This window comes from Pedobacter sp. SG908 (assembly GCF_011759615.1).
Classification (GTDB): Bacteria; Bacteroidota; Bacteroidia; order Sphingobacteriales; family Sphingobacteriaceae; genus Pedobacter; species Pedobacter riviphilus.
The window spans coordinates 2,055,482-2,081,161 of record NZ_JAAOYY010000001.1; the positions used below are offsets into that span (position 1 = coordinate 2,055,482).

Here is a 25,680-nt window from a genome sequence, read left to right on the forward strand (position 1 = left end):
TGCAAATTTGAAAGATAATATACTTTCTAACCAAAATTACTTACAAGGATAGACAAAGAAATGAGCCACGATTTTCAATATCAGCGATTAGATTTTTTCTGCTAGTTAAAAATATTTCGTAACTTCTTTCTCTTCCCAACGAACAACACAAATGAAAAAGAACATTTTAAATCTGTTGCTAACAACAGCATTAATACTCTCCGCAAATTATCTATATGCCCAATATCCAAACATTCCTGCCAATATTAAAAAATCTTCTGATTCGATGATGAAAGAAGCCTATCACCAATCTGATATTGCCTGGGAGAAAGCAAAGCCTATTATTGCAAAAGAGGCAGCTCAGGGCAAGCCATATATTCCTTGGGCGGGCAGACCAAACGATTTACCACAATCAGATTTATTGGCTTTTCCAGGTGCAGAAGGTGGTGGTGCCTATAGTTTTGGTGGTCATGGTGGTAGGGTAATCGTAGTAAAAAATTTAAACGATAGTGGTCCTGGTTCATTGCGTAATGCCTGCGAACAAGGCGGCGCAAGGATTGTGGTTTTCAACGTTGCCGGGATCATCAGGTTAAAAACACCACTTATTATCCGTGCACCTTATATCACTATTGCTGGTCAAACCGCACCTGGCGATGGGGTTTGCGTAGCCGGCGAGTCGGTTTGGCTAAATACTCATGATGTTATAGTTCGCTTTATGCGTTTTAGAAGGGGAGAAACCTTTGTTGGCCGCAGAGATGATGCCATTGGTGGTAATCCGGTAGGTAACATTATGATCGATCACGTTTCTGCAAGCTGGGGATTAGACGAAAACATGTCGATGTACCGCCACATGTACAACGATAGTACAGGTAAAACCGAAGAAAAATTGGGTACGGTTAACATCACAATACAAAACTCTATTTTCTCAGAGGCGCTAGATTATTGGAACCATGCTTTTGGTAGCACTTTAGGCGGAGAAAATTGCGCCTTTGTCCGTAATCTTTGGGCAGATAATGGCGCCCGTAACCCATCAATTGGTTGGAACGGAATTTTTAATTTCGCTAACAATGTGGTTTTTAACTGGAACAACCGCTCTACTGATGGCGGCGATTATACTGCTCAATACAATATCATTAACAACTATTACAAACCAGGTCCGGTTACCGAACTAAAAGATCCGATCAGTTACCGCATTTTAAAACCAGAATCAGGACGAAGTAAATTACCTTATGTGGTTTTTGGCAGGGCTTATGTTGCTGGAAATATCATTGATGGCAACGAAAAAGTAACCAAAGATAACTGGGATGGAGGTGTTCAATTGGAAGATAAAAAAGGAAATTTAATGTCTTTCGAAGAAGCAAGTAAATATTTCGCAGCGATGAAAGCTAAGAACCCGTTTCCAATGCCTAAAATTAGCATTATCCCTACTTTACAAGCTAAAGAATATGTTTTGGCTAATGCTGGTGCCACTTTACCGAAAAGAGATCCGGTTGATACCCGAGTAATTAAACAGGTTGCCACAGGTAAAATTGAAGTTCACCCTAATGCGAAACCATCTGAATTTCAGTTCGAACACCGCAGATTACCTGGCGATTCATACAAGCAAGGTATCATTACAGAAGTTTCTCAGGTTGGAGGTTACCCGGAATATAAAGGCACGCCATATAAAGACAGTGATGATGATGGCATGCCTGATGTTTACGAGCTTAAAAATGGTTTAAACCCTAAGGACGCATCTGATGCTACTAAAATTACAAAAAGTGGTTATGCGAACATCGAAGTATACTTAAATAGTGTGGTTCCAGTTTCAATTGTAAAGCCCAACTAATATGCGTACCTGGAATTCAATTTTTAGCGTAATAACGCTTTATGCTATTGGAAATGTAGCTTTTGCGCAATATCCGGTAATCCCAGAAGCTATGGAAAAGAAAGCCGATTCGCTTTTAAAAAGCATCGAAGAAAAATCTGAACTGCAATTTTTAAAAGTAAAACACATTGTAGATGAAGATGCAAGACATGGTAAACCTTATATTCCATGGGCAGCAAAACCAGGCGATTTGCCACAAGCTAAAACAGTGGCTTTTCCGGGCGCTGAAGGTGGTGGTGCTTATTCTTTTGGCGGCCGCGGCGGAAAAGTTTACGTGGTAACGAGTCTCGAAGATTCGGGCAGTGGAACTTTACGCGAGGCCTGCGAGCAAGGCGGTGCAAGAATCATAGTTTTTAATGTTTCGGGGATTATCAAATTAAAAACGCCACTGATTATCCGTGCACCATATATTACCATTGCTGGTCAAAGTGCGCCTGGCGATGGGATCTGTGTGGCTGGCGAATCGGTTTGGATCAATACCCATGATGTGGTGATCCGTTATATGCGTTTCCGTCGTGGTGCAACCGATGTTACCCGCCGAGATGATGCTATTGGCGGAAATCCCGTCGGGAACATCATTATCGATCACGTTTCGGCCAGTTGGGGATTAGATGAAAACATGTCGATTTACCGCCATGTTTACGATCCAAAAGACGGTTCTAAACCTGTAAAATTGCCTACGGTAAACGTTACCATTCAAAATTCGATCTTTTCTGAAGCTTTAGATACCTATAACCATGCTTTTGGGAGTACAATTGGTGGCTTGAACAGTACTTTTATGCGTAACCTTTGGGCGTCAAATATCAGCCGGAACCCATCGGTTGGGATGTACGGTGATTTTGGCTTTGCCAATAATGTGATCTTCAACTGGTGGAACAGAAGTGCCGATGGTGGCGATAATGCCTCATTTTATAGTTTCATCAACAATTATTATAAACCAGGCCCCATTACACCTGCCGGAGAACCGATTTCTTATCGTATCTTAAAACCTGAATCGGGGAGAGATAAAAAGTTTGCCAACGAATTTGGCAAAGCTTATATAACCGGAAATATTATAGAAGGAAACGAAAAGGTAACCAAAAATAATTGGGATGGCGGTGTTCAGCCTGAAAGCAAAAGAGATAAGCAAAAACTATTAGATTCGATGAAAGTGGATAAACCGTTGCCAATGGCAAAAATTTCTATTATCGATACCAAAAAAGCTTACGATTATGTTCTGGCCAATGCTGGTGCATCTTTACCTGTTCGCGATGCGGTAGACCAACGTATTATTAAACAGGTTACAACAGGGAAGATTGAGCATGTTGAAGATGGGAAATTGCCTGCTCAACAAAGTTATGTAAAACGCCGCTTACCTGCCGATTCTTATAAAAAAGGAATTATTTCAGATATCGCACAAGTAGGCGGTTATCCTGAATATAAAGGAAAACCTTATGTAGATACCGATCATGATGGAATTCCTGATAGTTGGGAAACAAAAAATGGTTTAAACCCAAAAGACGCAAAGGATGCCTCAAGAATTTCGAAATCAGGTTATGCCAATATCGAAGTTTATTTGAATAGTTTGGTAGATACTAATAAAGTGAGACCGTAAAAAGGAGAAAGACCAAAGTTGAAAGCGGAAAGGCTTGGCAGTCGTATAGCAATTTTGCTTTTTGGCTGTCGTCATGCTGAATTTATTTCAGCATCTATCTTGTAATAAAGACCCTGACCTGTAGCGAAGCGGAAAGCTACGCAGTAAAATAAATTCAGGGTGACGCGTGTTTGTAGAAAGTTGATTAAAAAACATTAATGCCAAAAACTAACCACATATTAAAAGCCATGCAACTAAAAACCTTACCGATTTTGGTAATGGCGCTTTTGGCGACTAATTTTTCTTTTGCACAAAAGACCAAACCTGTTGAGCCACCAAAACCGATCTTCAAAGGGAAAGATGGTAAAATGGCTTATACCTCAGATGAGCAAGGAAACCGGATTCCAGATTTTTCTTATGCAGGTTACATGGCAGGAGAAAAAGCCATTCCTAATGCAACAATAAAGGTAATAGTTCCGGTTTCAAATGGCGATGCCACTTTAAGGATTCAATCGGCCATTAATTATGTTTCGAAATTACCTCTTGAGAAAGATGGATTACGTGGCGCCGTTTTATTAGAAAAAGGAACTTACGAAGTTGCCGGAACATTAAGGTTGTCAGCTTCTGGGGTGGTGCTCCGTGGAAGTGGAATGGGCGAAAACGGCACAAAGATTTTTGCAACTGGTTTAGACCGGATTGGTGTAATCAGGATTCTAGGTCAAAAAAACAGGATAGAAGAACAGGCAATCGCAGTTACTGATCCTTATGTGCCCGTTAATGCAAATAAAATTACGCTGTCTAATACCAGTGGATTTAAAGTAGGTGATCAGATCATCATTAACAGGCCATCAACTAAAGAATGGATCGAAACCCTTAAAACGGTCGAGTTTGGTGGTGGAGAAAGTGCTTTGGGATGGAAACCAGGGACAAGAGATATTCATTGGGATAGAAAAATTATCGCCATAAACGGCAATACGATAACTTTCGATGTGCCAATTACAACAGCTTTAGATGCTAAATATGGTGGCGCAACGGTTTCGAAATATAAATGGGATGGAAGAATTGCGCAAACAGGTATTGAAAACCTGAAAATTGAATCAGATTATCATAAAGAAAATATTAAAGACGAATATCACCGTTGGACAGCTATATGTTTAGAAAACGTACAAGATGCCTGGGTTCGTCAGGTGGTTTTTGAGCATTTTGCAGGTTCTGCAGTAAATGTTTTGGAAACTTCAAAAAGGATTACTGTTGAAGATTGTAAATCGTTAGCTCCAATTTCCGAAATCGGTGGCGAGCGCCGTTTTACCTTTTTAACTACTGGTCAGCAAACGCTTTTCCAGAGATTATACTCAGAATATGGTTACCATGATTTTGCTGTTGGCTTTTGCGCTCCAGGCCCCAATGTTTTTGTGCAGTGTCAGTCTTATTTGCCTTTCAGTTTTAGTGGCGCAATAGATAGCTGGGCATCAGGCGTTTTATTCGATATCGTAAACATCGACGGACAAGCTTTAAGTTATTTAAACCGCGGACAAGATGGACAAGGTGCTGGTTGGAGTGCTGCAAATAGTGTTTTTTGGCAATGTAGTGCCGCAAGGGTTGATAATTTTCAGCCACCAACAGCTCAAAACTGGGCTTTTGGAACCTGGTCTCAATTCGCCGGAAACGGGTACTGGGATATGTCGAACGAACAGATCCAGCCGCGAAGTTTATATTATGCCCAACTAAAGGATAGATTGGGAAGTGAAGCAGATAGCAGGAATTTTGTGCTACCTGTTGAAACGGAAGCATCAAGCAGTCCGCCTGTAGATGTGGCATTAAAACTGACCAAATTGGCCTATAAACCCGCTTTAACTGTTTCAGAATATATTGATGCAGCATCTGACAGGAACAAAATCCCAACAGATGCCAGTCAGGCAAAAAGCATAGATAAACTTGGCTTAGATCAAGTTGTTCAACCTGCTCTTGCAGGTGCGATGGGCATCAAAAATGGTTGGTTGGTTCGTGGCAGCGAAATCGTTCTGGGCGAGCGTCAGGATGTGCCTTGGTGGAACGGAAGCGCCCGTCCGTATGGATTAAAAAACACCAAGTTTCATATCACACGTTTCGTTCCTGGCCGTTCTGGAAATGGTTTAACAGATGATTTAGATTCGATCACAGATGCGATGAAAAACGGTCAGGTTAAAGTGCTCGATCATAATTACGGCCTTTGGTACGATAGAAGAAGAGATGACCACGAGCGCATCCGCCGTATGGATGGCGAGGTTTGGGCACCTTTTTACGAATTGCCTTTTGCCCGTAGCGGACAGGATAAAGCCTGGGATGGTTTGAGCAAATATGATATTACAAAATATAACCTCTGGTACTGGGATAGGTTAAAGCAATTCGCTAATCTGGCTGATCAGAAAGGCCTGGTTTTAATCCATGAGAACTATTTTCAACATAACATTATTGAAGCCGGTGCGCATTATGCCGATTTCCCTTGGCGTACCGCAAACAATATCAACAACACGGGGTTCCCCGAACCTGTGCCTTATGCTGGCGACAAACGCATTTTTATGGCCGAGCAGTTTTACGATGTCAGTAACGAGCACCGCAAGGCAATCCATAAAGCTTATATCAGAAAATGTTTAGAGAATTTTGATGGGAACACAGGTGTTATCCAATTAATTGGTGCCGAATTTACTGGTCCATTACACTTTGTTCAGTTCTGGATCGATACCATTAACGAATGGGAAAAAGAAACAGGTAAACACCCGATTATCGGCTTAAGTGTAACCAAAGATGTGCAGGATGCGATTTTGGCTGATCCAAAGCGCGCCGGAGTGGTCGACCTGATCGACATCCGTTATTGGTATTACCAAGCCGATGGAAGCGCTTATGCACCGCAAGGTGGTTTAAGTTTAGCACCCCGTCAGCATGCACGTTTGTTAAAACCTAAAAAAACCTCTTTCGAAGAAGTTTATCATGCCGTTTCAGAATATAAGAATAAGTTCCCAGAAAAGGCTGTGATGTATTCGGGTGATAGCTTTGACAGTTTCGGTTGGGCCATTCTAATTGCTGGGGGGTCGCTTTCTAATGTCGATGGAATTGATGCTTCAATTTTAACTGCGGCATCTTCGATGAAACCCTTTTTACCCACAGATAAATCTGCAAAACAATATGGTTTAGAAAACCCAGGTAAAGCTTATATTTTGTATAACGCCTCTGCAAATGCCATCAATCTCGATTTGAGCAAAGTATCTGGAAAATTCAACGTAAAAGTGCTCAACTCGAAAACAGGGAAATTACTTAAAGAAGAGAAAATTAATGCCGGCGCTATTACTAAGTTAGAGAAGGTTGGGTCAGGAGACGAAGTGCTCATCATCAATAAGATTTAACATGAACATTAAAACTAAAATATTTCTGCTTGTTGTGGTTTCTTGCTTAGCCTTTGGCTGTAAGAAAAAACCGCATTTTGGTGATAAAAGTCTCCTGGTTTCAGAGAATGGAAGATATTTAACCACCGGTGATGGTAAACCATTTTTCTGGCTGGGCGATACAGGCTGGTTGTTATTTGGTAGACTGACCAGAGAAGAGGCAAATACTTACCTCGAAGACCGTAAACAGAAAGGCTTTAATGTAATCCAGGTGATGCTGTTACATGATGTTCCATCGAGAAATGTATACCTCGATTCCTCAGTTGTACATGCAGATGTATCAAAGCCGATGCTTACACCTGGCAATAACCCAAAAGATTCTTTGGCTTATGATTATTGGGACCATGTAGATTACATTATCGATAAAGCCGCCGAAAAAGGTCTCTATATGGCATTAGTACCTGTTTGGGGTACTAATGTTAAAGCTGGAAAAGTTAAAAAGGAGCAAGCAAAAGCTTATTCTAAGTTTTTGGCGAAACGTTATACAGAGAAATGGAATATAATCTGGCTCAATGGTGGTGATATTAAAGGCAGCGATAAAAAAGAAGTTTGGAATACCATTGGCGAAACTTTAAGGGCAAATGATCCCAATCACCTTATTACTTTTCACCCAAGAGGAAGAACAGCTTCATCGCAATGGTTCCAAAAAGCCAAATGGTGCGATTTTGATATGGTTCAATCTGGTCATCGCCGTTATGATCAGGATACTTCTAAAAATGAAAAACTGCATTATGGCGAGGATAACTGGAAATATATCGAAGCTGATTATAAATTAAGACCTACCAAACCAACCATTGATGGGGAACCATCTTATGAAGATATTCCACAAGGTCTGCATGATACTACTCAACCACGCTGGACAGACAGTGACGTGAGGAGATATGGTTACTGGTCGGTTTTTGCAGGTGCTTTTGGCTACACCTATGGTCATAATTCGGTGATGCAGATGTATAAAAAAACAGATTTAAAACCTGCTTATGGTCCGAAAGACCAGTGGATCACTGCAATTAATGCACCAGGTGCTAAACAAATGCAGTATTTGAAAGATTTGATGTTATCTCATTCTTATTTCGACCGTGTACCCGACCAAACTTTGGTAGCAGGTAAAAACGGCGAAAAGTATGATCGGATTCTTGCAACAAGGGGTGAAGACTTTGCGCTGCTTTACACTTATACAGGACGTAATTTCAGTGTGCAGCTAGGCAAAATAGATGGTGATGAAATAAAAGCATCATGGTTTGATCCAAGAACGGGAAAAGTTGCCCCAATTGGAGAATTTGAAAATAAAGGAATAAAAGAGTTTAACCCACCAGGCGAGCCTGCAAATGGCAACGATTGGGTATTGGTGTTGGAGGAGATATAAATAGGTAAATCGTCATTCCCAACTTGATTGGGAATCGTAATGCTTTGGCTATTGTTTGTGTATTAAGATTCCCGCCTGTGCGGGAATGACGACTGTGAGAAACGTCATTTCGACTGAAGCGCAGCGAAATGGAGAAATCTATCGCGATCGTTATCCTGAATTTATTTCAGGATCTTATTTAGAAAATAATTAAAGAAAAACAGTGTTTAAACCCAATTCCATATCAGTATTTCGCTTAGCTATTATTGGCCTGCTTTTGTGCGGATTAAGTTCCTGTTCAAAACAAACCTATTTGTTTACCTCCTTCCATGAGCCAGCTAACGAAGGTTTGAGGCTTTTGTACAGTTATGATGCTTACCATTGGACAGATCTAAATAAAACCTTCTTGAAACCTGAAGTGGGAACACAGAAAGTTTTACGCGATCCATCAATCGTTCAAGGCCCGGATGGAACCTTTCATTTAGTTTGGACCTGTAGTTGGAAAGGCGATAAAGGCTTCGGTTACGCAAGTTCTAAAGACCTGATCAACTGGAGTGCGCAAAAGTTTCTTCCGGTAATGGAAAGTGAGCCAAAAACGGTAAATGTGTGGGCACCTGAAATCTTTTACGATAACGAGAAAAAAGAATATGTAATCATCTGGGCTTCAACCATACCGTTCCGCTTTGCTAAAGGAATAGAAGAAGAGGAGAATAACCACCGGATGTATAGTATTACAACCAAAGATTTTGAGACATTCTCAAAGCCAAAACTGTTTTTCGACCCTGGTTTTAGTGTAATCGATGCAGTTATTGTGAAACGGGCAAACAAAGATTATGTGCTGGTTTTAAAAGATAATACCCGTCCAAATAGGAATTTAAAAGTTGCTTTTGCAAAGGATGCTTTAGGTCCTTATGAAAATGTTTCGGAGACTTTTAGTCCGAAATTAACGGAGGGACCAACTGTGGTAAAAGTAAAAAATGACTGGCTGATTTATTTCGATGCCTACGGCCAAAAGATTTATTCAGCCTACAAAACAGCCGATTTTAAGACTTTTAAGGACGTAACTGCTGAGGTCTCGATCCCTGAAGGGCATAAACACGGAACAATTATAAAAGTGAAAAGAAGAGTGATTGAGAATTTATTGAAATAATAAATGAGTCGTCATTGAGAACTGAAGCAAGGGAACAAGCGAGAGCGTTCCGATGAAAAATTGGAAACGCGCAATGACGTACTGAATTGAATAACATGAAAACATTTAAAATACTTTGTTTAAGCCTAACTCTAACACTTGCAGTACAAAGCTCGCAAGCGCAGGATACGGTGCGTTATATAGGTAAAACCTTGGTTAACGCAGATTATCATCATGGCCAACTTTCGCCAGTGATGGGCGTACACAGTATTCAAACTTTCCGTGCCAACAGAGAACATCCTGAACTGGCCGAAAACTTCGGCTGGACTTACAACCATGCGCCGATGTTGGCTTATTGGAACAATAAATTTTATATTGAATATTTAAGCGATAAAATTGGTGAAAGTATCCCGCCAGGGCAAACTTTGGTACAATCTTCGAAAGATGGTTACACCTGGACCAAACCAGAAGTGGTATTTCCAATCTACCGGATTCCTGATGGAACCACAAAAGAGGGTAGAACCGATGTTGCCAAAGATTTAGATGCGGTGATGCACCAACGCATGGGCTTTTATGTTTCCACTAATAATGTATTCCTGGTTTTGGGTTTTTATGCCATCAGTTTTGACGCGAAAGACGACCCGAACGATGGTCACGGAATTGGCAGGGCAGTTAGAGAAATTCAGCAAGATGGAAAATACGGCCCAATTTATTTCATTCATTACAATCCAGGTTACTCGGAGAAAAACACCAAATATCCGTTATACACCAGAAGCAAAAGTAAAGCTTTTATTGAAGCCTGTAATGAATTGTTATCAAATAAGTTGATGACGCAACAATGGAATGAAGAGGCAGATAGAAAAGATCCTTTGATTACTTTGCAAAAACAGTATAAAGCATTCAGTTATTATCACTTGCCTGATGGAAGAGTGGTGGGTTTATGGAAAAATGCCTTAACAGCAATTAGCAATGATAATGGTAAAAGTTGGCCTGAAAACGCGTCGCGTGCACCGGGCTTTGTAAACAGCAATGCCAAAATATGGGGTCAAAAAACTGCTGATGGTAACTACGCGACGGTTTATAATCCTTCAGAGTATAGGTGGCCTTTAGCCATTTCAACAAGTAAAAACGGACTAGATTATACCAACCTTTTACTTGTAAATGGTGAAATTACACCAATGCGTTACGGAGGCAATTACAAATCGTACGGTCCGCAGTATGTTCGTGGTATTGAAGAAGGAAACGGAAAACCTGCCGATGGGAAGTTATGGGTAACGTACAGCATGAATAAAGAAGATATCTGGGTTTCTTCGGTTCCGGTACCCGTTAATGATAAAGCAACACAACATGTAAATGATGATTTTGGCAAAATGCCGACTGATAAGGCGCTCGAAATGTGGAATATCTATAGTCCGCTTTGGGCACCTGTAAAGGTTGATAACGGTACTTTGGTTTTAAAAGATAAAGATCCATTCGATTATGCAAAAGCCGAAAGACTGTTTCCTGCATCCAGAAAAATTGTTGCTTCGTTTTCGGTTATGCCAAAGCAAAATGATTTTGGTTTGTTGGAAATCGAATTGCAGGATGCGAAAGGAATGGCAACTGTACGCGTGACTTTTGATACTGCAGGAACTTTAAGCGCAAAAGCTGGTGCACGGTATAAAAACTTCATGAAATATGAAGCAGGGAAAAATTACGATATCAAACTAAAATTAGATGCATTTACCCGATTTTACACCATCACTGTCAACGGAAAAGATGCATTAACAAGTTTGGCTTTTCAACCAGTTGCCAATGTTTCCAGAATTGTTTTCCGCACCGGCGATGTTCGCCGTTTTCCTGATGTAGATACACCTGCCGATCAAACCTATGATTTAAAAAATGCTGGAGAATCAGAGAAAAAGGAAGCTGTTTATTCGATTAAATACTTAAAAACGGAGGGATTTTGATACAGTTGGCAGTTTTCAGTTTGAAGTTTTCAGTTTTTTCCTCGTTACGTTCTAAAGCGTTCGTCATTCCGACCGCCTCATCGTCATTGCGAGTGCCTGCTCCGATTTCTCGGAGAGGCACGACGTGGCAATCTTTCTTACTCATAGCCATTCTTGCTTTATTCTCCTTCTCCGCCAACGCAAAAATCCTCTTGCCTCAAATCTTATCGAGCAATATGGTTTTACAACGGGATAAACCCATTAATATCTGGGGTTTTGCATCTCCGGATGAAAAAGTCGAAGTCACTTTTGCTGGACAAAAAAAACAGACGATAACCGATAAAAATGGAAACTGGCTTATTGTTTTAGCTCCACTCAAAACATCTTCGAAATCTCAAACAATGACTATCAGCGGTTCAAATAAGATCGAACTTACCAATATCCTAGTAGGCGAGGTTTGGGTGTGTTCAGGTCAATCCAATATGGAATATGCGATGCGCAAACTGGCTAAAATCCCCAAGCCGAAAAATGAGCACTTTGGTTTTCCATCTGATGAAGTAGCCAAAGCACACAATAATCAGATCAGGATTTTCCTGGTTAATCGTAAAACATTAAACAAACCCGATTCGATCCACAAAAGCTGGTCGGTAGCCCAAGATTCGGCATTACGTGCTTTTTCTGCTGTTGGTTATTTCTTTGCGAAAGAAATTCAGGAAAAATTAGGTATTCCTGTAGGCATGATCTCTTCGGCGATTCCAGGCAGCGCCATTGAACCGTGGATTTCAGAAAATGCATTTGCGCAGGAGGATTACTTCAAAAACCAAAAAGTAAATAATGATCCGGGTAAATTTTATCCGACCATGATCGAACCTTTAACACCATTTAAAATCCGCGGATTTCTTTGGTATCAAGGTGAAACCAATTGTTTTCTGAACGAGAAAATCAGCTATGCCTATAAAATGAAAGTATTGATCAATAGTTGGAGAATAGCCTGGAAAGAAAAGGATCTGCCGTTTTATTATGTTCAGATTGCGCCTTTCAATTATTCTAAAACCAAAGGCAAAGTGCCTGTTGATGAAAATACCGAACCCGAATTTTGGGAAGCACAAACACTGTTGCTGCGCTTGCCAAACACCGGAATGATCTCTACAAGCGATTTAACTGATTCGAACGAAGATCTGCATCCAACATACAAGTGGGAAGTAGGTAGAAGATTATCGCTTTTGGCGCTAGCAAAAACATACAACAAAGATATACCTTTTTCTGGGCCGATTTACCAGTCTGTATCCTTTAAAAACGGAAAAGCATTGATGCATTTTACATACCTGGAATTAAACAATAAACCTTTTTTAGGATTTGCAATCGCGGGGAAAGACGGTAAATTCGTAAATGCTGAAGCTATCGTAAAAGACGATAAAGTGGTGGTTTCTTCAAAAGAAATTGTCGAACCAACTGCGGTTCGCTATAACTGGACAGAAAATCCAATAGGAAATTTTAACTGTTACGGTTTGCCAGCATTGCCTTTCAGAACAGACAATCCATTAATCAAATTATTTAAAACCAATTAATGAAACGCAGATTTATACTTTTCTTGTGTTTAACAACCATTTTTTGCTCCCTAAAAGCACAGCAAACGGAGAAATTATACCTATCAGGTACAGGGAACGATAACACTGTTAACTGGGATTTCTTCTGTACAGCTGGAGCAAATTCGGGCAAATGGACCACCATCCCCGTGCCATCAAACTGGGAATTACAAGGTTTTGGAAAATATAATTACGGTTTCAACAAAGAGGAAAATAAAGGCAAAGAACAAGGGCTTTATAAGTATACATTTAAGGTTCCTACAGATTGGAAAAATCGAAAAATCAATGTTGTTTTCGAGGGATCGATGACAGATACCGAGGTTAAAATCAATGGTAAATCTGCCGGAGAAACACATCAAGGTTCGTTTTATGTGTTTAGATACGATATTTCTAAATTGGTAAAACTTGGTAGTGATAATTTACTTGAGGTAAAAGTATCCAAACATTCAGCTAATCAATCCGTTAACGAGGCTGAACGAAAGGCCGATTTCTGGATTTTTGGTGGCATTTTCAGACCAGTTTATCTTGAATCTTTGCCTTTAACACTTATCGATAGAATTCAGATCGATGCCAAAGCTAACGGAAATTTCGATGCCAAACTTGCTTACACAGGCGATGCCGATAAAGTTGAAGTAGAAGTTTTTACGAAAGACGGAAAGCGCTTTGGAGATCGATTTACCACTTCAATAAAGAAAGGAACACAAAGTATAATGCTTAGCCATCAGTTTTCTAATCCGGAATTGTGGTCGTCAGAATTTCCAAATCTTTACACTGCAACATTCACTTTAGTTAAAAATGGCAAAGAAATCCATCAGCTTTCTAAAAAGATAGGTTTCAGAACGGTAGAAGTACGCGAGCGTGACGGGGTTTATGTTAACGGGGTGAAAATGAAGTTCAAAGGTGTAAACCGTCACTCTTTTTATCCATCCTCAGGCAGAACAACGAGTAAAAAAATCAGTATTGCTGATGTGCTGTTAATGAAAGAAATGAACATGAATGCCGTTCGGATGTCGCATTATCCACCAGACAGCCATTTTCTTGATGTTTGCGATTCGCTCGGTTTATTCGTTATGGATGAACTGGCCGGCTGGCATGGCACTTATGATACGCCTACAGGAACAAAGTTGATGAAGGAAATGATGCTGAATGATGAAAATCATCCATCGATTATATTTTGGGCAAATGGCAATGAAGGCGGACATAACCGCGAACTTGATCATCTTTTTGCTGAAGAAGATATACAAAAAAGGCCTTTAATCCACCCTTGGGAAGTTTTTGGAGGTTTCGAAACCACTCATTACCGCGAATTTAACTACGGGATTGGCAATTACGATCATGGTCATAATATCTTAATGCCTACTGAATTTTTGCATGGCATGTGGGATGGCGGTCATGGCGCAGGTATTGAAGATTATTGGAATGCCATGTGGAACAATCCACTTTCTGCTGGTGGTTTCTTATGGGATTTTGCCGATCAGGCTGTGGTGCGTACCGATAAAAATGGCGAATTAGATACCGATGGAAATCATGGCCCTGATGGAATTGTTGGACCTTACCACGAAAAAGAAGGTAGTTTTTTTACCATTAAAGAAGTCTGGTGCCCTGTTTTTGTTGAGAAAAGAGAAATGACAGCTGGTTTTAATGGTTCGTTTACATTAGAAAACCGTTATGCATTTACCAATCTCAATCAATGTACATTCAATTGGAAATTAAAGAAATTAAAAGAAGGAACAGATGCAGCATTCAAATTAGGTAAAGCCGATGCTCCAAACATTAAACCCTTCGAAAAAGGAAAATTACAAGTTAATCTTCCAGGCGACTGGAGGAGCTTTGATGCACTTTACCTCACTGCTAATGCACCCGATGGCAAGGAATTGTTTACCTGGAGTTTCCCGATAACACTGCCTAAAGATGATGCAGAGAAAATTGTTGTACAAAAAGGTTCTTCAAAGGTAAATATTAAAGAGGATGCGAAAGTTTATCAGGTGTCTGCTAATGGCATAAATTTAACTTTCGATAAAACATCAGGTTTGTTGCAGCAGGCAAAAAATACCAAAGGTATCATTCCGTTTTCAAATGGCCCCATTTTACAGGAGGGGGTAAATAATTTTAAAAACTTCACTCAAAAAATGGATGGTGAAAATTTAGTGATTTCATCCAAATTTGACAAAAAAGAAAGTTGGAATACTTTACAATGGACGATTTACCCATCAGGCTGGTTAAAAATGGAAGTGGAATATTTTCCATCAGATTACTTTACCACTTTCGTAGGATTGAACTTTTCTTATCCTGAATCAGAAATTAAAGCAGTTGAATATAAGGGAAACGGACCATACCGCGTTTGGAAAAACCGAATAAAAGGCACCCAATTTGGCATCTGGAAAAAGGATTATAACAATTCGGCAACCGGTGAAACACCTTGGCAGTACCCTGAATTTAAAGGTTATTATTCAAACTTGTATTGGTGTGAGTTTATTGGCAAACAGCAATCGTTTAAGGTAGTTACAGATCGAGAAGATGTGTTTTTAAGACTATTTACACCGAAAAAATCGAAAGATACAGAATATGATAATATGAGTCCGACATTTCCAAATGGTGATATTTCATTTATGAACGCAATTTCGGCAATTGGCACAAAAACACAAAAACCAGAAACAACCGGACCAATGGGAATGAAGAATATTTATTATGATTTTGATAAAGATCCAAGCAGGGCATTGAATATGACCTTGTATTTTGATTTTTCAACCAATACATCGTCATTGCGAGGAGGCACGACGAAGCAATCTCAATAAAGGAATTATAGAAAACAATAACCTTAGCAAAAAAGATTGCTTCAGCTCGCGCAATGACGAATTGATCTTTAAAGAAAATAGAATGAACATTAAAATCTACATAGCGATCATCAGCATTTGGTTCCTATCCTTTTCAAAAGTGATGGCGCAGGTCTCGTTGCAAAACACCACCTGCGAAATGCTCGAGAATCCTTTGGGTATTGATGTTTTGAAACCTCGATTGGCATGGCATATCATCTCAAATGAAAGAAATGTAATGCAAACGGCCTACCAGATTTTGGTATCTTCTTCGCCTGAGAAATTAAATGCTAATGAGGGCGATTTATGGGATTCAGGAAAGATCAACTCCCAAGAATCTATTCATATAGCTTACAACGGAAAAGTGCTTAAAAGCAGGATGAAAGCCTATTGGAAAGTTAAAGTGTGGACCAATGTTGGGCAAAGCGAATGGTCTGCTAACAACTATTTTTCTATGGGTTTGTTGTACTACAAAGATTGGCCGAAAGGCTGGATAGGTTTCGACCGAGCTTTCCCATGGGATAACATTAAAACCGATTCGCGTTTATCAGCCCGGTATTTCAGAAAGGAGTTTCAGAGTACGAAAGAAATCAAGTCTGCCACGGCATCAATCGTTGGTTTAGGTTTGTACGAACTGTTTATCAACGGTAAAAAAGTTGGAAATGATGTTTTATCTCCATCGCCTACAGATTATACTAAGAACGTAAAGTATAACACCTACGATGTAAGCAGTTACCTTCAGAACGGTAAAAATGCAGTTGGTACGATACTCGGAAATGGCCGTTTCTTCGCTATGCGCCAAAATGAAAAACCTTATAAAATTAAAACATTTGGTTTTCCGAAAATGCTGATGAACATCAACATCGTTTACACCGACGGAACAACAGCAAATATTGATACTGACGATAGCTGGAAAGGCACAACAGATGGACCAATCAGAACCAATAACGAATATGATGGGGAAGAATACGATGCAACCAAAGAAGCAGCAGGCTGGAATAAGGTAGGTTTTGACGATAGCAAATGGGCAAAAGCAGAATTTGTACAAGAACCAACAGGAACCATTGAAGCCCAGATGAATGAAAACATGAAAGTAATGAATACAATAAAGCCCGTTTCAATTACTAAACTTTCTGGTGCCCGGTATATTTTAGATATGGGTCAAAACATGGTGGGCTGGCTGCAGATCAAGGTAAAAGGCGTAAAGGGCAAACAAATCAAAATGCGTTTTGCAGAATCACTTCAAAATAATGGCGAACTTTTTACGGCTAATCTTCGAAATGCGAAATGTACCGATTTATACACTTTAAAAGGAGGAGAATTAGAAATCTGGGAGCCTACTTTTGCTTACCGCGGATTTAGATACGTAGAACTTTCAGGGTATACTTACCAACCATCGGTGAATGATTTTCTTGGCAAAATGATTTATGATAACATTAAAACGGTTGGAACTTTCCAAACTTCAGATGCTTTAACCAATCAGATCTTCAAAAATGCCTGGTGGGGCATTGCGGGAAGTTATAAGGGGATTCCGGTTGATTGCCCTCAACGCAACGAGCGGATGCCTTGGCTTGGCGATAGGGGCGCTGTTGCTTACGGAGAAAGTTTTCTTTTTGATAACGGCAGATTTTATGCGAAATGGTTACAGGACATCAGAAATTCGCAGAAAGAGGATGGCGCCATTCCTGATGTGGCACCTGCTTTCTGGAGGTATTACAGCGATAACATGACCTGGCCAGGAGCAATGCTTTTGGTGACCGAAATGCTTTACAAACAAACCGGCGATGTTTCTGCCGTTCGCGATAATTATCCGGCAATGAAAAAGTGGTTAGCTTATATGCAAGACCGCTACATGAAAGATTATATTTTAAATAAAGATAGTTACGGCGATTGGTGTATGCCACCCATTACCATCGAATTTGGCCGGGGTAAAAGTGCAGACAAAAAGTATCCTTCTGAATTAATTTCGACGGCTTATTATTATCACTTTACACAGTTGATGATATCATTCGCTAAGGTAAGCGGCAACGATGAAGATGTAAAAGCATATGAACTTTTGGGGAATAAAATTAAGGAAGCTTTTAATCAGAAATATTATAACGATAAAGGTTATTATACTTCTAATGCCCTAACGGATAACATCATTCCACTTTATTTCGGGATGGTGCCGCAGAACAAAATAGATCAGGTTTTTAAGAATATTACATATACTGTTGAAGTGACAAATAAAGGCCATTTAAGTAATGGTTTAGTGGGTATTCAGTGGTTAATGCGCTGCTTAAACGATTATGGCCGACCAGATTTAGCTTATACTGTGGCTACGCAAAAATCTTATCCTAGCTGGGGCTATATGCTTGATAATGGTGCAACAACGATATGGGAATTATGGAATGGCAATACGGCTGACCCGAAAATGAATTCGCAGAACCATGTGATGATGCTAGGCGATTTGCTGATCTGGTATTACGAAAATCTGGCTGGTATAAAATCGGAGGAGGCTGCTTTTAAAAAAATCACCATGAAACCTGAAATGATTAATGGTTTAAACTCGGTAAATGCAAGTTACAATTCGATTTATGGGTTAATCAAAAGCAGTTATAGCAAAACGGCTAATCAGTTTAACTGGAACATTACCATCCCAGCAAATACAACGGCATTGGTTTATATTCCTGCAAATAATAAAAATGAAGTTTCAGAAAAAAACAAGTCAATAAAGGATTTAAAATTTGTAAAAATGGAGCATAACAGCGCTGTTTATGAACTTGGTTCTGGCGATTATGCTTTTGTAGTGGAGAAAAAGTAATGATTCGTGAGGACACGAACCATGGAGTGCCATCGTCATTGCGAGGCAAGAAGCAATCTTACAACGGTAGCTAGGGCTTTAGGATTGCTTCGTGCCTCGCAATGACGGAAACTAAAAAATGAAATTGAGTATATAACAATATTAAATTATGAGAAAATTTTTAAACCCATTGATGTTGCTAACATTACTGCTAACCACAGTAAATGCATTCAGTCAAACCAAAGATATTGTTGTACCAGAAGAAATCCTGACAAAGGCAAAAGAATGGACTTCTGCATTAAATTTAAGCGACGCAACAAAAAAATCTGCTGTCGAAAATGTAATTGCAGTTCATTTAACAACCATTAGAGATTGGCATAACGACCACCCATCATCAACCGTTCCTGACGGAATAAACCCTGTTACAGGCAATAAACTAAGTGATTTAGATAAACAGATCATCGCTGATTCTGCTATGCCGTCAACCGTTCATCAATTGCTTATGGATGGATTGAAAAAGAATTTAACACCAGAGCAGGTAGAAACCATTTTAGATAAATACACTATCGGAAAGGTTGATTTCACGATGAAAGGTTACAAAGCAATTGTTCCTGATTTAACCGCCGATGAGGAAGCCAAGATTTTGGCTTTTTTGAAGCAAGCCAGGGAGCAAGCTGTTGATTATAAAAACATGAAGCAGATTTCAGCCATTTTCGAGATTTACAAAACGAAATCTGAGCAGATGCTCAATAACAATGGTCGCAGTTGGAGAGCACTTTACAGTGCGTATACCAAAAAAATAAAAGAGGAGAAAGCATCTAAGCAGTAGGCAGTTAACAGTTGGGAGTTTTCAGTTGCAGGTGCATAAAATAAATCTGTGAAATCAATTAATCTGTGTAATCAACCTCAAAGAGAAAAAAGCATGAAGTTTAAAAAAATATACATCACACTAGGCCTTGTTTTCGCAACCACCATTTGTGCCAATGCTCAGGTCGGAAAATGGCAAACTGGAATCGTAAAACAAGAATTTCTTTACGATAAAGCACCATTCCCATCGTGTCACTCTGCAACAATAGCAGAAACACCAACAGGTTTAGTGGCCTCGTTTTTTGGAGGAACCAAAGAACGAAATCCAGACGTAGAAATCTACATCAGTCGTTTTGTGGATGGAAAATGGCTGGCACCGGTTTCGGCTGCTAATGGTATCCAGCCTGATGGTAAAAGATTACCCACCTGGAATCCGGTTTTATATCAGGTGCCCGACGGAGATTTACTGTTGTTTTACAAAATCGGTCCAAAACCATCAGAATGGTGGGGCATGATGAGAACCTCAAAAGATGGCGGTAAAACCTGGTCGGATGCTACAAAATTACCAGATGGTTATATCGGCCCTGTAAAAAATAAACCTGTTTTGTTAAGCAATGGAAACCTTTTTGCACCATCAAGTAAAGAAGGCGATGGTTGGAAAATTCACTTCGAGGTAACCAAGGATAATGGTAAGACATGGAGAACCGTAGGCCCATTACCCGAAAATGGAATCAAAGCCATTCAACCGAGCATTTTACAACATGGCAATGGAAAATTGCAGATTTTGGCCAGAACAGCAAATCGAGCTATTGTAGAATCCTGGTCTAAAGATAACGGCGAAACCTGGTCGGCCTTAACCAAAACATCATTACCAAATAACAACTCCGGTACAGATGCAGTAACCATGAAAGATGGCCGCCAAGTATTCGTTTACAACCATGTTTTGCCTCCAGGTGATTTAGCCAAAGGACCACGTACCCCATTAAATGTTTCGGTTTCAAAAGACGGAAAAGAATGGTCAGCCGCATTAATTTTGGAAGATTCACCCATCAGCCAATATTCTTATCCCGCAGTAATTCAAACAGCTGACGGTATGTTACACTTCATTTATACCTGGAGAAGAGAGAAAATTAAACATGTTGTGGTTGATCCTTCAAAGCTAAAATTAAAGAAAATTGTAAATGGTGTTTGGCCAAAACTGAAAGGTTATACTGCACCGGTTATTACTGAAACTAAAAATGAGGAGGGTTAAGATGATAGATTTAACTAGATACGTCATTTCGAGATTTTGGCGATCGTCATTGCGAGAAGGCACGACGCGGCAATCTATCCTGTCAAGAAAGATTGCTTTGGCAGATGAAAAATCAACACTCGCAATGACAGGCAGGGTGCTTAGATATTTTGCCATATTATTTATTGCCTATATATCGGCTGTAAATAATCTCTCCGCCCAAACCCAAAATACAGATAACCTCTATAAAAAGCCTCTAGCCGAAGTACTTAAAGAGATCCAAACACGCTTCAAGGTGCAAATCAAATACTCCGAACCACAGGTAAAAGACAAATTTGTGAACTATGCAGAATGGCGCTTTCGTGCAAACGTTGATGAAACAATATCGAATGTGCTTGCCCCTTTGGATATGAAAGTAAACAAAGAAAGGCCTGGTGTTTACAAATTAAAAGAATACGAATATTACCGTTGGGAAGTTCAGGATGGCTGGGCCTATCTGGATAGTTTGGCAACGAAATACCACGACCAGACCAGTTGGGAAAAACGTAAGGCACAAATAAAGCCCGAATTATACCAAGCCTTATTGTTATCGCCATTGCCTGCCAAACCAAATTCAAAACCCATTATCACAGCGAAAAGAATTTTTGACGGGTATTCTGTAGAAAACATTGCACTAGAGATTTTACCTGGGGTTTGGATTAATGGCTCACTATATAAACCGTTAAATTTTAAAGGAAAAATCCCATTGGTTTTAAGTCCTGACGGACACTGGGAAAAACAACGATTTAGACCCGATTGCCAGATCCGCTGTGCAATGATTGCCAGAATGGGCGCTATGGCCTTTAGCTACGACTTATTTGCCTGGGGCGAATCGATGCTCCAGTTTAAATATGAAGATCACCGCAAAAGCTTGGCGCAAACCGTTCAGACTTTGGGAGGAATTAGGATTTTAGACTACTTCAGCGCGCTAAAAGAAACCGATACAGCCAGAATTGGCATCAGTGGAGGTTCTGGTGCAGGAAGTCATTCCATTTTAATGACCGCTATGGATGATAGGATTAAGCTAAGTGCTCCCGTAGTGGCGATGTCATCTTACTTTTATGGTGGCTGTCCTTGCGAAAGCGGAATGCCAATCCATCAATGTGGTGGCGGAACTGATAATGTAGAACTGGCTGCAATGGCAGCACCTAGGCCCCAGTTATTGGTGTCAGATGGTAGCGACTGGACGGCACACACACCCGAACACGATTTTCCTTACCTCCAAAAAATGTACAGTTATTATGGTGTGAAAGATAAGGTGGAGAATGTTCACCTTCCAGATGAAAAACATGATTTCGGCATTAATAAGCGCATTGCACTTTACGATTTCCTGATCAAAAACTTCAAACTAAATGGTACTGCAGTTAAAGATAAAAACGGCAAATACGATGAAAGTAAAGTAACCATCGAAAAGGAAAATGCCCTTTATGTTTTTGGCGATAAAGGCGAAAGACTACCTAAAAATGCAGTGATGGGATTTGAAAATCTGGAAAAATTATTCCCGTTAAGCACAAGCAAATAATAGATATGGAGCATCAAAACAGAAGGTCTTTTATTGGTCATGTGGCATTGCTAACAGGCGCTTTAATGATGCCCGATCAATTGCTTTTGGCAATAGAGAAAAACAGCAATTATAAAGTTGCTGTGATTGATTTAATGATTTTAAAGCGTCAGAAAATCAGTGCTTTGTCGCTTGCCAAAGAAATCGGCGCTGACGGACTGGAAATTGATATGGGTGGTTTGGGTGATCGGGAAACCTTCGACAATAAACTGGCAGACCCAAAAATCAGGCAGGAGTATATGGATAAGGCTAAAGAACTGAATTTGGAGTTCTGTTCCTTGGCGATGACCGGTTTTTATGCGCAATCATTTGCCAAGCGACCAACTTATCAGAAAATGATCCAGGATTGCTTGGACACTGCTAAAGCAATGCATATTAAAGTGGTCTTTCTTCCATTGGGTATTCAAGGCGATTTGGTTAAAAACCCCGAACTCCGCGAACCTATTGTAAAAAGGTTAAAAGTAGCCGGAAAAATGGCCTCCAAAGCGGGGATTACAATTGGAATTGAAAGTGCTTTAGATGCAAAAGGCGAATTACAATTGTTAAAAGATATTGATTGCAAGCATGTTAAAAGTTATTTCAATTTCTCGAACGCCATAAAAAATGGAAGAGATTTATACCAAGAGCTGAGAATTTTAGGCAAAAAGAACATCGTTCAGATCCATGCCACAAATGAAGATGGTGTTTGGTTACAGAACGATCCCAAAATTGATTTGAATAAAGTTAAAGGAACCTTAGATGATATGGGATGGAGTGGTTGGTTGGTTGTAGAAAGAAGCCGGGATGCCAAACAGCCCATCAATGTAAAATATAATTTCAGTGCCAATACCAGCTATCTGAAATTGGTTTTTCAAAGTAAGGATTCGTCATTGCGAGGAACGAAGCAATCTCAATAGCGATTATAAAAATGAGTTTAACTACAATACTACAAACAATACAGCTGCCTTGGTTCGTGTCTCCACGAACCAAACAATTTAAATCATTTTTAATTCTCTCTCCTTGGTCTGTGTCCTCACAGACCAATCCAGCGAAATGTTTTCCATCAAATTACTTGAATTTAAAAAGGTGTTCGATAATCTTAATAATACTAAGTTTGTTGCACCTAAAAACAAGCGCAGCAGATATTTACGTATCCTTAAATGGCAATGATGCTAATTTAGGAACCAAGGAAAAGCCTTTGGCCACACTTCATTCTGCCATCAGAAAAGCCCGCGATTTGAGACGCTTAAACGATAGTTCGGTTAAAAACGGAATCAAGATTATTATCGGCAAAGGTTTTTATCAATTGCACGAACCCGTAGTTCTTCGACCTGAAGATTCTGGCACAAAAGATAGTCCGACAGAAATTATTTCAGCACCTAACGAAAAAGTTATTTTGAGTGGAGGTATTCAAATAAAAAACTGGAAAAAGTTAAATCGCACCATTGCTGGTCTTCCAAAAGAATCTGTCGGAAAAGTTTGGGTTGCTGATATTCCAAATTTCGATGGCAGCGATCTACAGTTCAGACAGCTATGGGTAAATGGCAATAAGGCCGTTCGTGCAAAAAACTATTATGGAGAAGAAATGGGGAGGATTTTATCATGGGACAGCAAAAAGCAAACCTGTAAAATTCCACTTCAAAAAAACATCAGTTTAGCCAATATCAAAGGAATGGAAATGCTTATCCATCAATGGTGGGCCATTGCAAATCTTCGTGTAAAGTCTGTTAAAATTATAGGTAATGCTGCAGAACTTTCTTTTATGCAGCCCGAAAGCAGAATCCAATCTGAGCATCCATGGCCAGCACCATGGATTTCGGACAAAACAGGGAATTCTGCTTTTTACCTTACAAATGCCATTCAATTCTTGAACGAACCTGGAGAATGGTTTGAAGATTTACAGCATCACAAGCTTTATTATTGGCCAAAAGCATCAGAAAATATGCTAAATGCTGAAGTGATTGCTCCGGCTTTAGAAAACCTGGTTAAAATCGAAGGAACGATTGATCAACCTGTTTCCTATGTGAGTTTCAAGGGTATTTCATTTGAGCATTCAACATGGTTAAGGCCTTCAAAACAAGGTCATGTTCCTCATCAGGCCGGCATGTACATGCTTGATGCCTATAAACTTGAAAAAGTAGGGACACCAGACAAACCTACACTGGAAAATCAGGCCTGGGTTGGTCGTCCGGCTGCTGCAATTGAAGTAAGTTATGCCAATCACACTACTTTCGAATCTTGCCAGTTCGAGCACTTGGCGTCAACAGGTTTGGATTATAAAAAAGGAACTGCTGAGAACGAAATCAAAGGAAATTTATTCAAAGATATTGGTGGTTCAGCTATTCTTATCGGAATTTTCTCTGATGAGGCGACCGAAGTGCATTTGCCTTACAATCCCACAGATCAAAGAGAAATTTCAACGAACAATAAAATCGAGAATAACCTAATTACCAATGTAACCAACGAAGATTGGGGGGCAGTGGGCATAGGTGCAGGGTATGTTCGGGGGATTAAAATTTTGCATAACGAAATTAGTGATGTGTCTTATTCTGGAATCAGTATGGGCTGGGGATGGACAAAAACGAAAAACGCGATGGAAAACAATACCATCAGCGGCAATAAGATTCATCACTACGGAAAACACATGTACGATGTAGCCGGAATTTATACACTATCTGCTCAGCCCGGATCATTCATTACCGAAAATGTAGTCGATAGCATTTACAAAGCGCCATATTCGCACCTGCCTGACCATTGGTTTTATCTTTATACCGACGAAGGTTCTTCGTATTTTACCATCAAAAATAACTGGACACCAACTGAAAAGTATCTTCAAAATGCCAACGGGCCAGACAATTTATGGGAAAGCAACGGGCCAAAAGTTGCCGATTATATCAAGCAAAGTGCAGGCTTAGAAAAGCCTTTTCAATATTTATTAAAAGAGAAAGCCAATTATTCGAAAAGAGGCACCAATCAGGCCGTAGATCAATCTGTTGTATTCGAATTGGTCTTTAAATCTGATAATCTGCCAAGTAACAGCGCCTTAAAAACTTTTGCTAAAGAAAATAACCTCCTGCCAGGTTCAATTTATAAATGGGGAAATCGATTGGTAATTTATACTTCAAGTTTAAAGGTGGAGAGTTTGCAGCAAACTTTAAAACGCTTAAGTGCGGCAGAAATTAAATTGTACGACAATCTGTTTTATGATTTCAACAGAGAAAGGAATTGTGGCGATAAACCCGTAGCAGAATGGGACAATATCATTTTATCAGCCAATTTGGTGAAGGATGAAAAACTCCAGAAAGAATACCTGGCTTACCATAAAACGCAGTTCGAAAAATGGCCAGAAATTTCAAAAGGATTCTGTAAAGCCGAGTTTCAACGCTTGGCCATCTTTAAAAACGATAGACAGTTAATGCTGATTATTAGTATTCCTAAAGGAAAAAGTTTAGATGAACTAAATCCAAAAACCACTGAGAACAATCCAAAAGTAAACGAATGGAATGCAATAATGAAAAAATACCAGGAAGGAATAGAAGGAACAAAACCAGAAGAGGTTTGGGTTTTCTTTAAACCGATAGAATAGAAAACTTATTGTCCCCCTTTGGAGGGGGCAGGGGGAGGAAAATAATAACGCTTAAAAAA

At 39.8% G+C, this 25,680-nt stretch carries 14 protein-coding genes; all 14 read left to right on the forward strand.

What is annotated here, in order from left to right; all coding sequences use genetic code 11:
* The first annotated feature begins 151 nt into the window (after positions 1–151).
* The 14 genes from FHT21_RS08380 (at position 152) to FHT21_RS08445 (ending at position 25,621) form a co-directional block, all read left to right on the forward strand.
* A complete protein-coding gene (locus tag FHT21_RS08380; RefSeq protein ID WP_167294241.1) occupies positions 152–1,807 on the forward strand; it encodes a polysaccharide lyase in 1,656 nt (551 codons plus the stop codon).
* A 1-nt stretch (position 1,808) separates the two neighbouring features.
* Complete coding sequence (locus FHT21_RS08385) at positions 1,809–3,440, forward strand: polysaccharide lyase (protein ID WP_167294242.1); 1,632 nt, start codon at positions 1,809–1,811, stop codon at positions 3,438–3,440.
* Between the two features lie 197 nt (positions 3,441–3,637).
* On the forward strand, positions 3,638–6,799 hold the full coding sequence (locus tag FHT21_RS08390; protein WP_167294243.1) for a DUF6298 domain-containing protein: 3,162 nt from the start codon (positions 3,638–3,640) through the stop codon (positions 6,797–6,799).
* A 1-nt stretch (position 6,800) separates the two neighbouring features.
* Entirely contained in the window at positions 6,801–8,201 is a 1,401-nt protein-coding gene (locus FHT21_RS08395) for a glycoside hydrolase family 140 protein (RefSeq protein ID WP_167294244.1), read from the forward strand.
* 292 nt (positions 8,202–8,493) lie between these two features.
* The gene (locus tag FHT21_RS08400; protein ID WP_243853918.1) at positions 8,494–9,330 is read left to right on the forward strand and encodes a glycoside hydrolase family 43 protein; all 837 of its coding nucleotides are present in this window, start codon (positions 8,494–8,496) and stop codon (positions 9,328–9,330) included.
* Positions 9,331–9,425: 95 nt separating this feature from the next.
* Positions 9,426–11,258, forward strand: coding sequence for a six-hairpin glycosidase (locus FHT21_RS08405; RefSeq protein ID WP_167294245.1), 1,833 nt, complete (start codon positions 9,426–9,428; stop codon positions 11,256–11,258).
* A 191-nt stretch (positions 11,259–11,449) separates the two neighbouring features.
* On the forward strand, positions 11,450–12,805 hold the full coding sequence (locus tag FHT21_RS08410) for a sialate O-acetylesterase (protein WP_243853920.1): 1,356 nt from the start codon (positions 11,450–11,452) through the stop codon (positions 12,803–12,805).
* Positions 12,805–15,618 (forward strand): glycoside hydrolase family 2 TIM barrel-domain containing protein, encoded by a 2,814-nt coding sequence (locus FHT21_RS08415; protein WP_167294246.1) that lies wholly within the window; start codon positions 12,805–12,807, stop codon positions 15,616–15,618. Before FHT21_RS08410 ends, FHT21_RS08415 begins: the two co-directional genes overlap by 1 nt.
* An 82-nt stretch (positions 15,619–15,700) precedes the next feature.
* Positions 15,701–18,439 carry an alpha-L-rhamnosidase gene (locus FHT21_RS08420; RefSeq protein WP_208398894.1) on the forward strand — a complete coding sequence of 913 codons (2,739 nt, stop codon included), beginning with the start codon at positions 15,701–15,703 and terminating at the stop codon, positions 18,437–18,439.
* A 148-nt stretch (positions 18,440–18,587) separates the two neighbouring features.
* Positions 18,588–19,247: a DUF3826 domain-containing protein gene (locus FHT21_RS08425; protein WP_167294247.1), complete on the forward strand. Its 660-nt coding sequence runs from the start codon at positions 18,588–18,590 to the stop codon at positions 19,245–19,247.
* A 93-nt stretch (positions 19,248–19,340) separates the two neighbouring features.
* The gene (locus FHT21_RS08430) at positions 19,341–20,477 is read left to right on the forward strand and encodes a sialidase family protein (RefSeq protein WP_167294248.1); all 1,137 of its coding nucleotides are present in this window, start codon (positions 19,341–19,343) and stop codon (positions 20,475–20,477) included.
* Between the two features lies 1 nt (position 20,478).
* Entirely contained in the window at positions 20,479–22,017 is a 1,539-nt protein-coding gene (locus tag FHT21_RS08435; protein ID WP_243853922.1) for an acetylxylan esterase, read from the forward strand.
* A 5-nt stretch (positions 22,018–22,022) separates the two neighbouring features.
* Positions 22,023–22,952, forward strand: a complete 930-nt coding sequence (locus FHT21_RS08440; protein WP_167294249.1) for a TIM barrel protein — start codon at positions 22,023–22,025, stop codon at positions 22,950–22,952.
* A gap of 197 nt (positions 22,953–23,149) precedes the next feature.
* Positions 23,150–25,621 (forward strand): L-rhamnose mutarotase, encoded by a 2,472-nt coding sequence (locus FHT21_RS08445; protein WP_243853923.1) that lies wholly within the window; start codon positions 23,150–23,152, stop codon positions 25,619–25,621.
* Positions 25,622–25,680: the final 59 nt, after the last annotated feature.

Bases quoted from the DNA above. Each gene is read 5' to 3' on its own strand.
- FHT21_RS08435 (WP_243853922.1), top strand. From the start codon at position 20,479: ATGATAGATTTAACTAGATACGTCATTTCGAGATTTTGGCGATCGTCA.
- FHT21_RS08405 (WP_167294245.1), top strand. From the start codon at position 9,426: ATGAAAACATTTAAAATACTTTGTTTAAGCCTAACTCTAACACTTGCA.
- FHT21_RS08440 (WP_167294249.1), top strand. From the start codon at position 22,023: ATGGAGCATCAAAACAGAAGGTCTTTTATTGGTCATGTGGCATTGCTA.
- FHT21_RS08430 (WP_167294248.1), top strand. From the start codon at position 19,341: ATGAAGTTTAAAAAAATATACATCACACTAGGCCTTGTTTTCGCAACC.
- FHT21_RS08380 (WP_167294241.1), top strand. From the start codon at position 152: ATGAAAAAGAACATTTTAAATCTGTTGCTAACAACAGCATTAATACTC.
- FHT21_RS08420 (WP_208398894.1), top strand. From the start codon at position 15,701: ATGAACATTAAAATCTACATAGCGATCATCAGCATTTGGTTCCTATCC.
- FHT21_RS08385 (WP_167294242.1), top strand. From the start codon at position 1,809: ATGCGTACCTGGAATTCAATTTTTAGCGTAATAACGCTTTATGCTATT.
- FHT21_RS08395 (WP_167294244.1), top strand. From the start codon at position 6,801: ATGAACATTAAAACTAAAATATTTCTGCTTGTTGTGGTTTCTTGCTTA.
- FHT21_RS08415 (WP_167294246.1), top strand. From the start codon at position 12,805: ATGAAACGCAGATTTATACTTTTCTTGTGTTTAACAACCATTTTTTGC.
- FHT21_RS08390 (WP_167294243.1), top strand. From the start codon at position 3,638: ATGCCAAAAACTAACCACATATTAAAAGCCATGCAACTAAAAACCTTA.
- FHT21_RS08425 (WP_167294247.1), top strand. From the start codon at position 18,588: ATGAGAAAATTTTTAAACCCATTGATGTTGCTAACATTACTGCTAACC.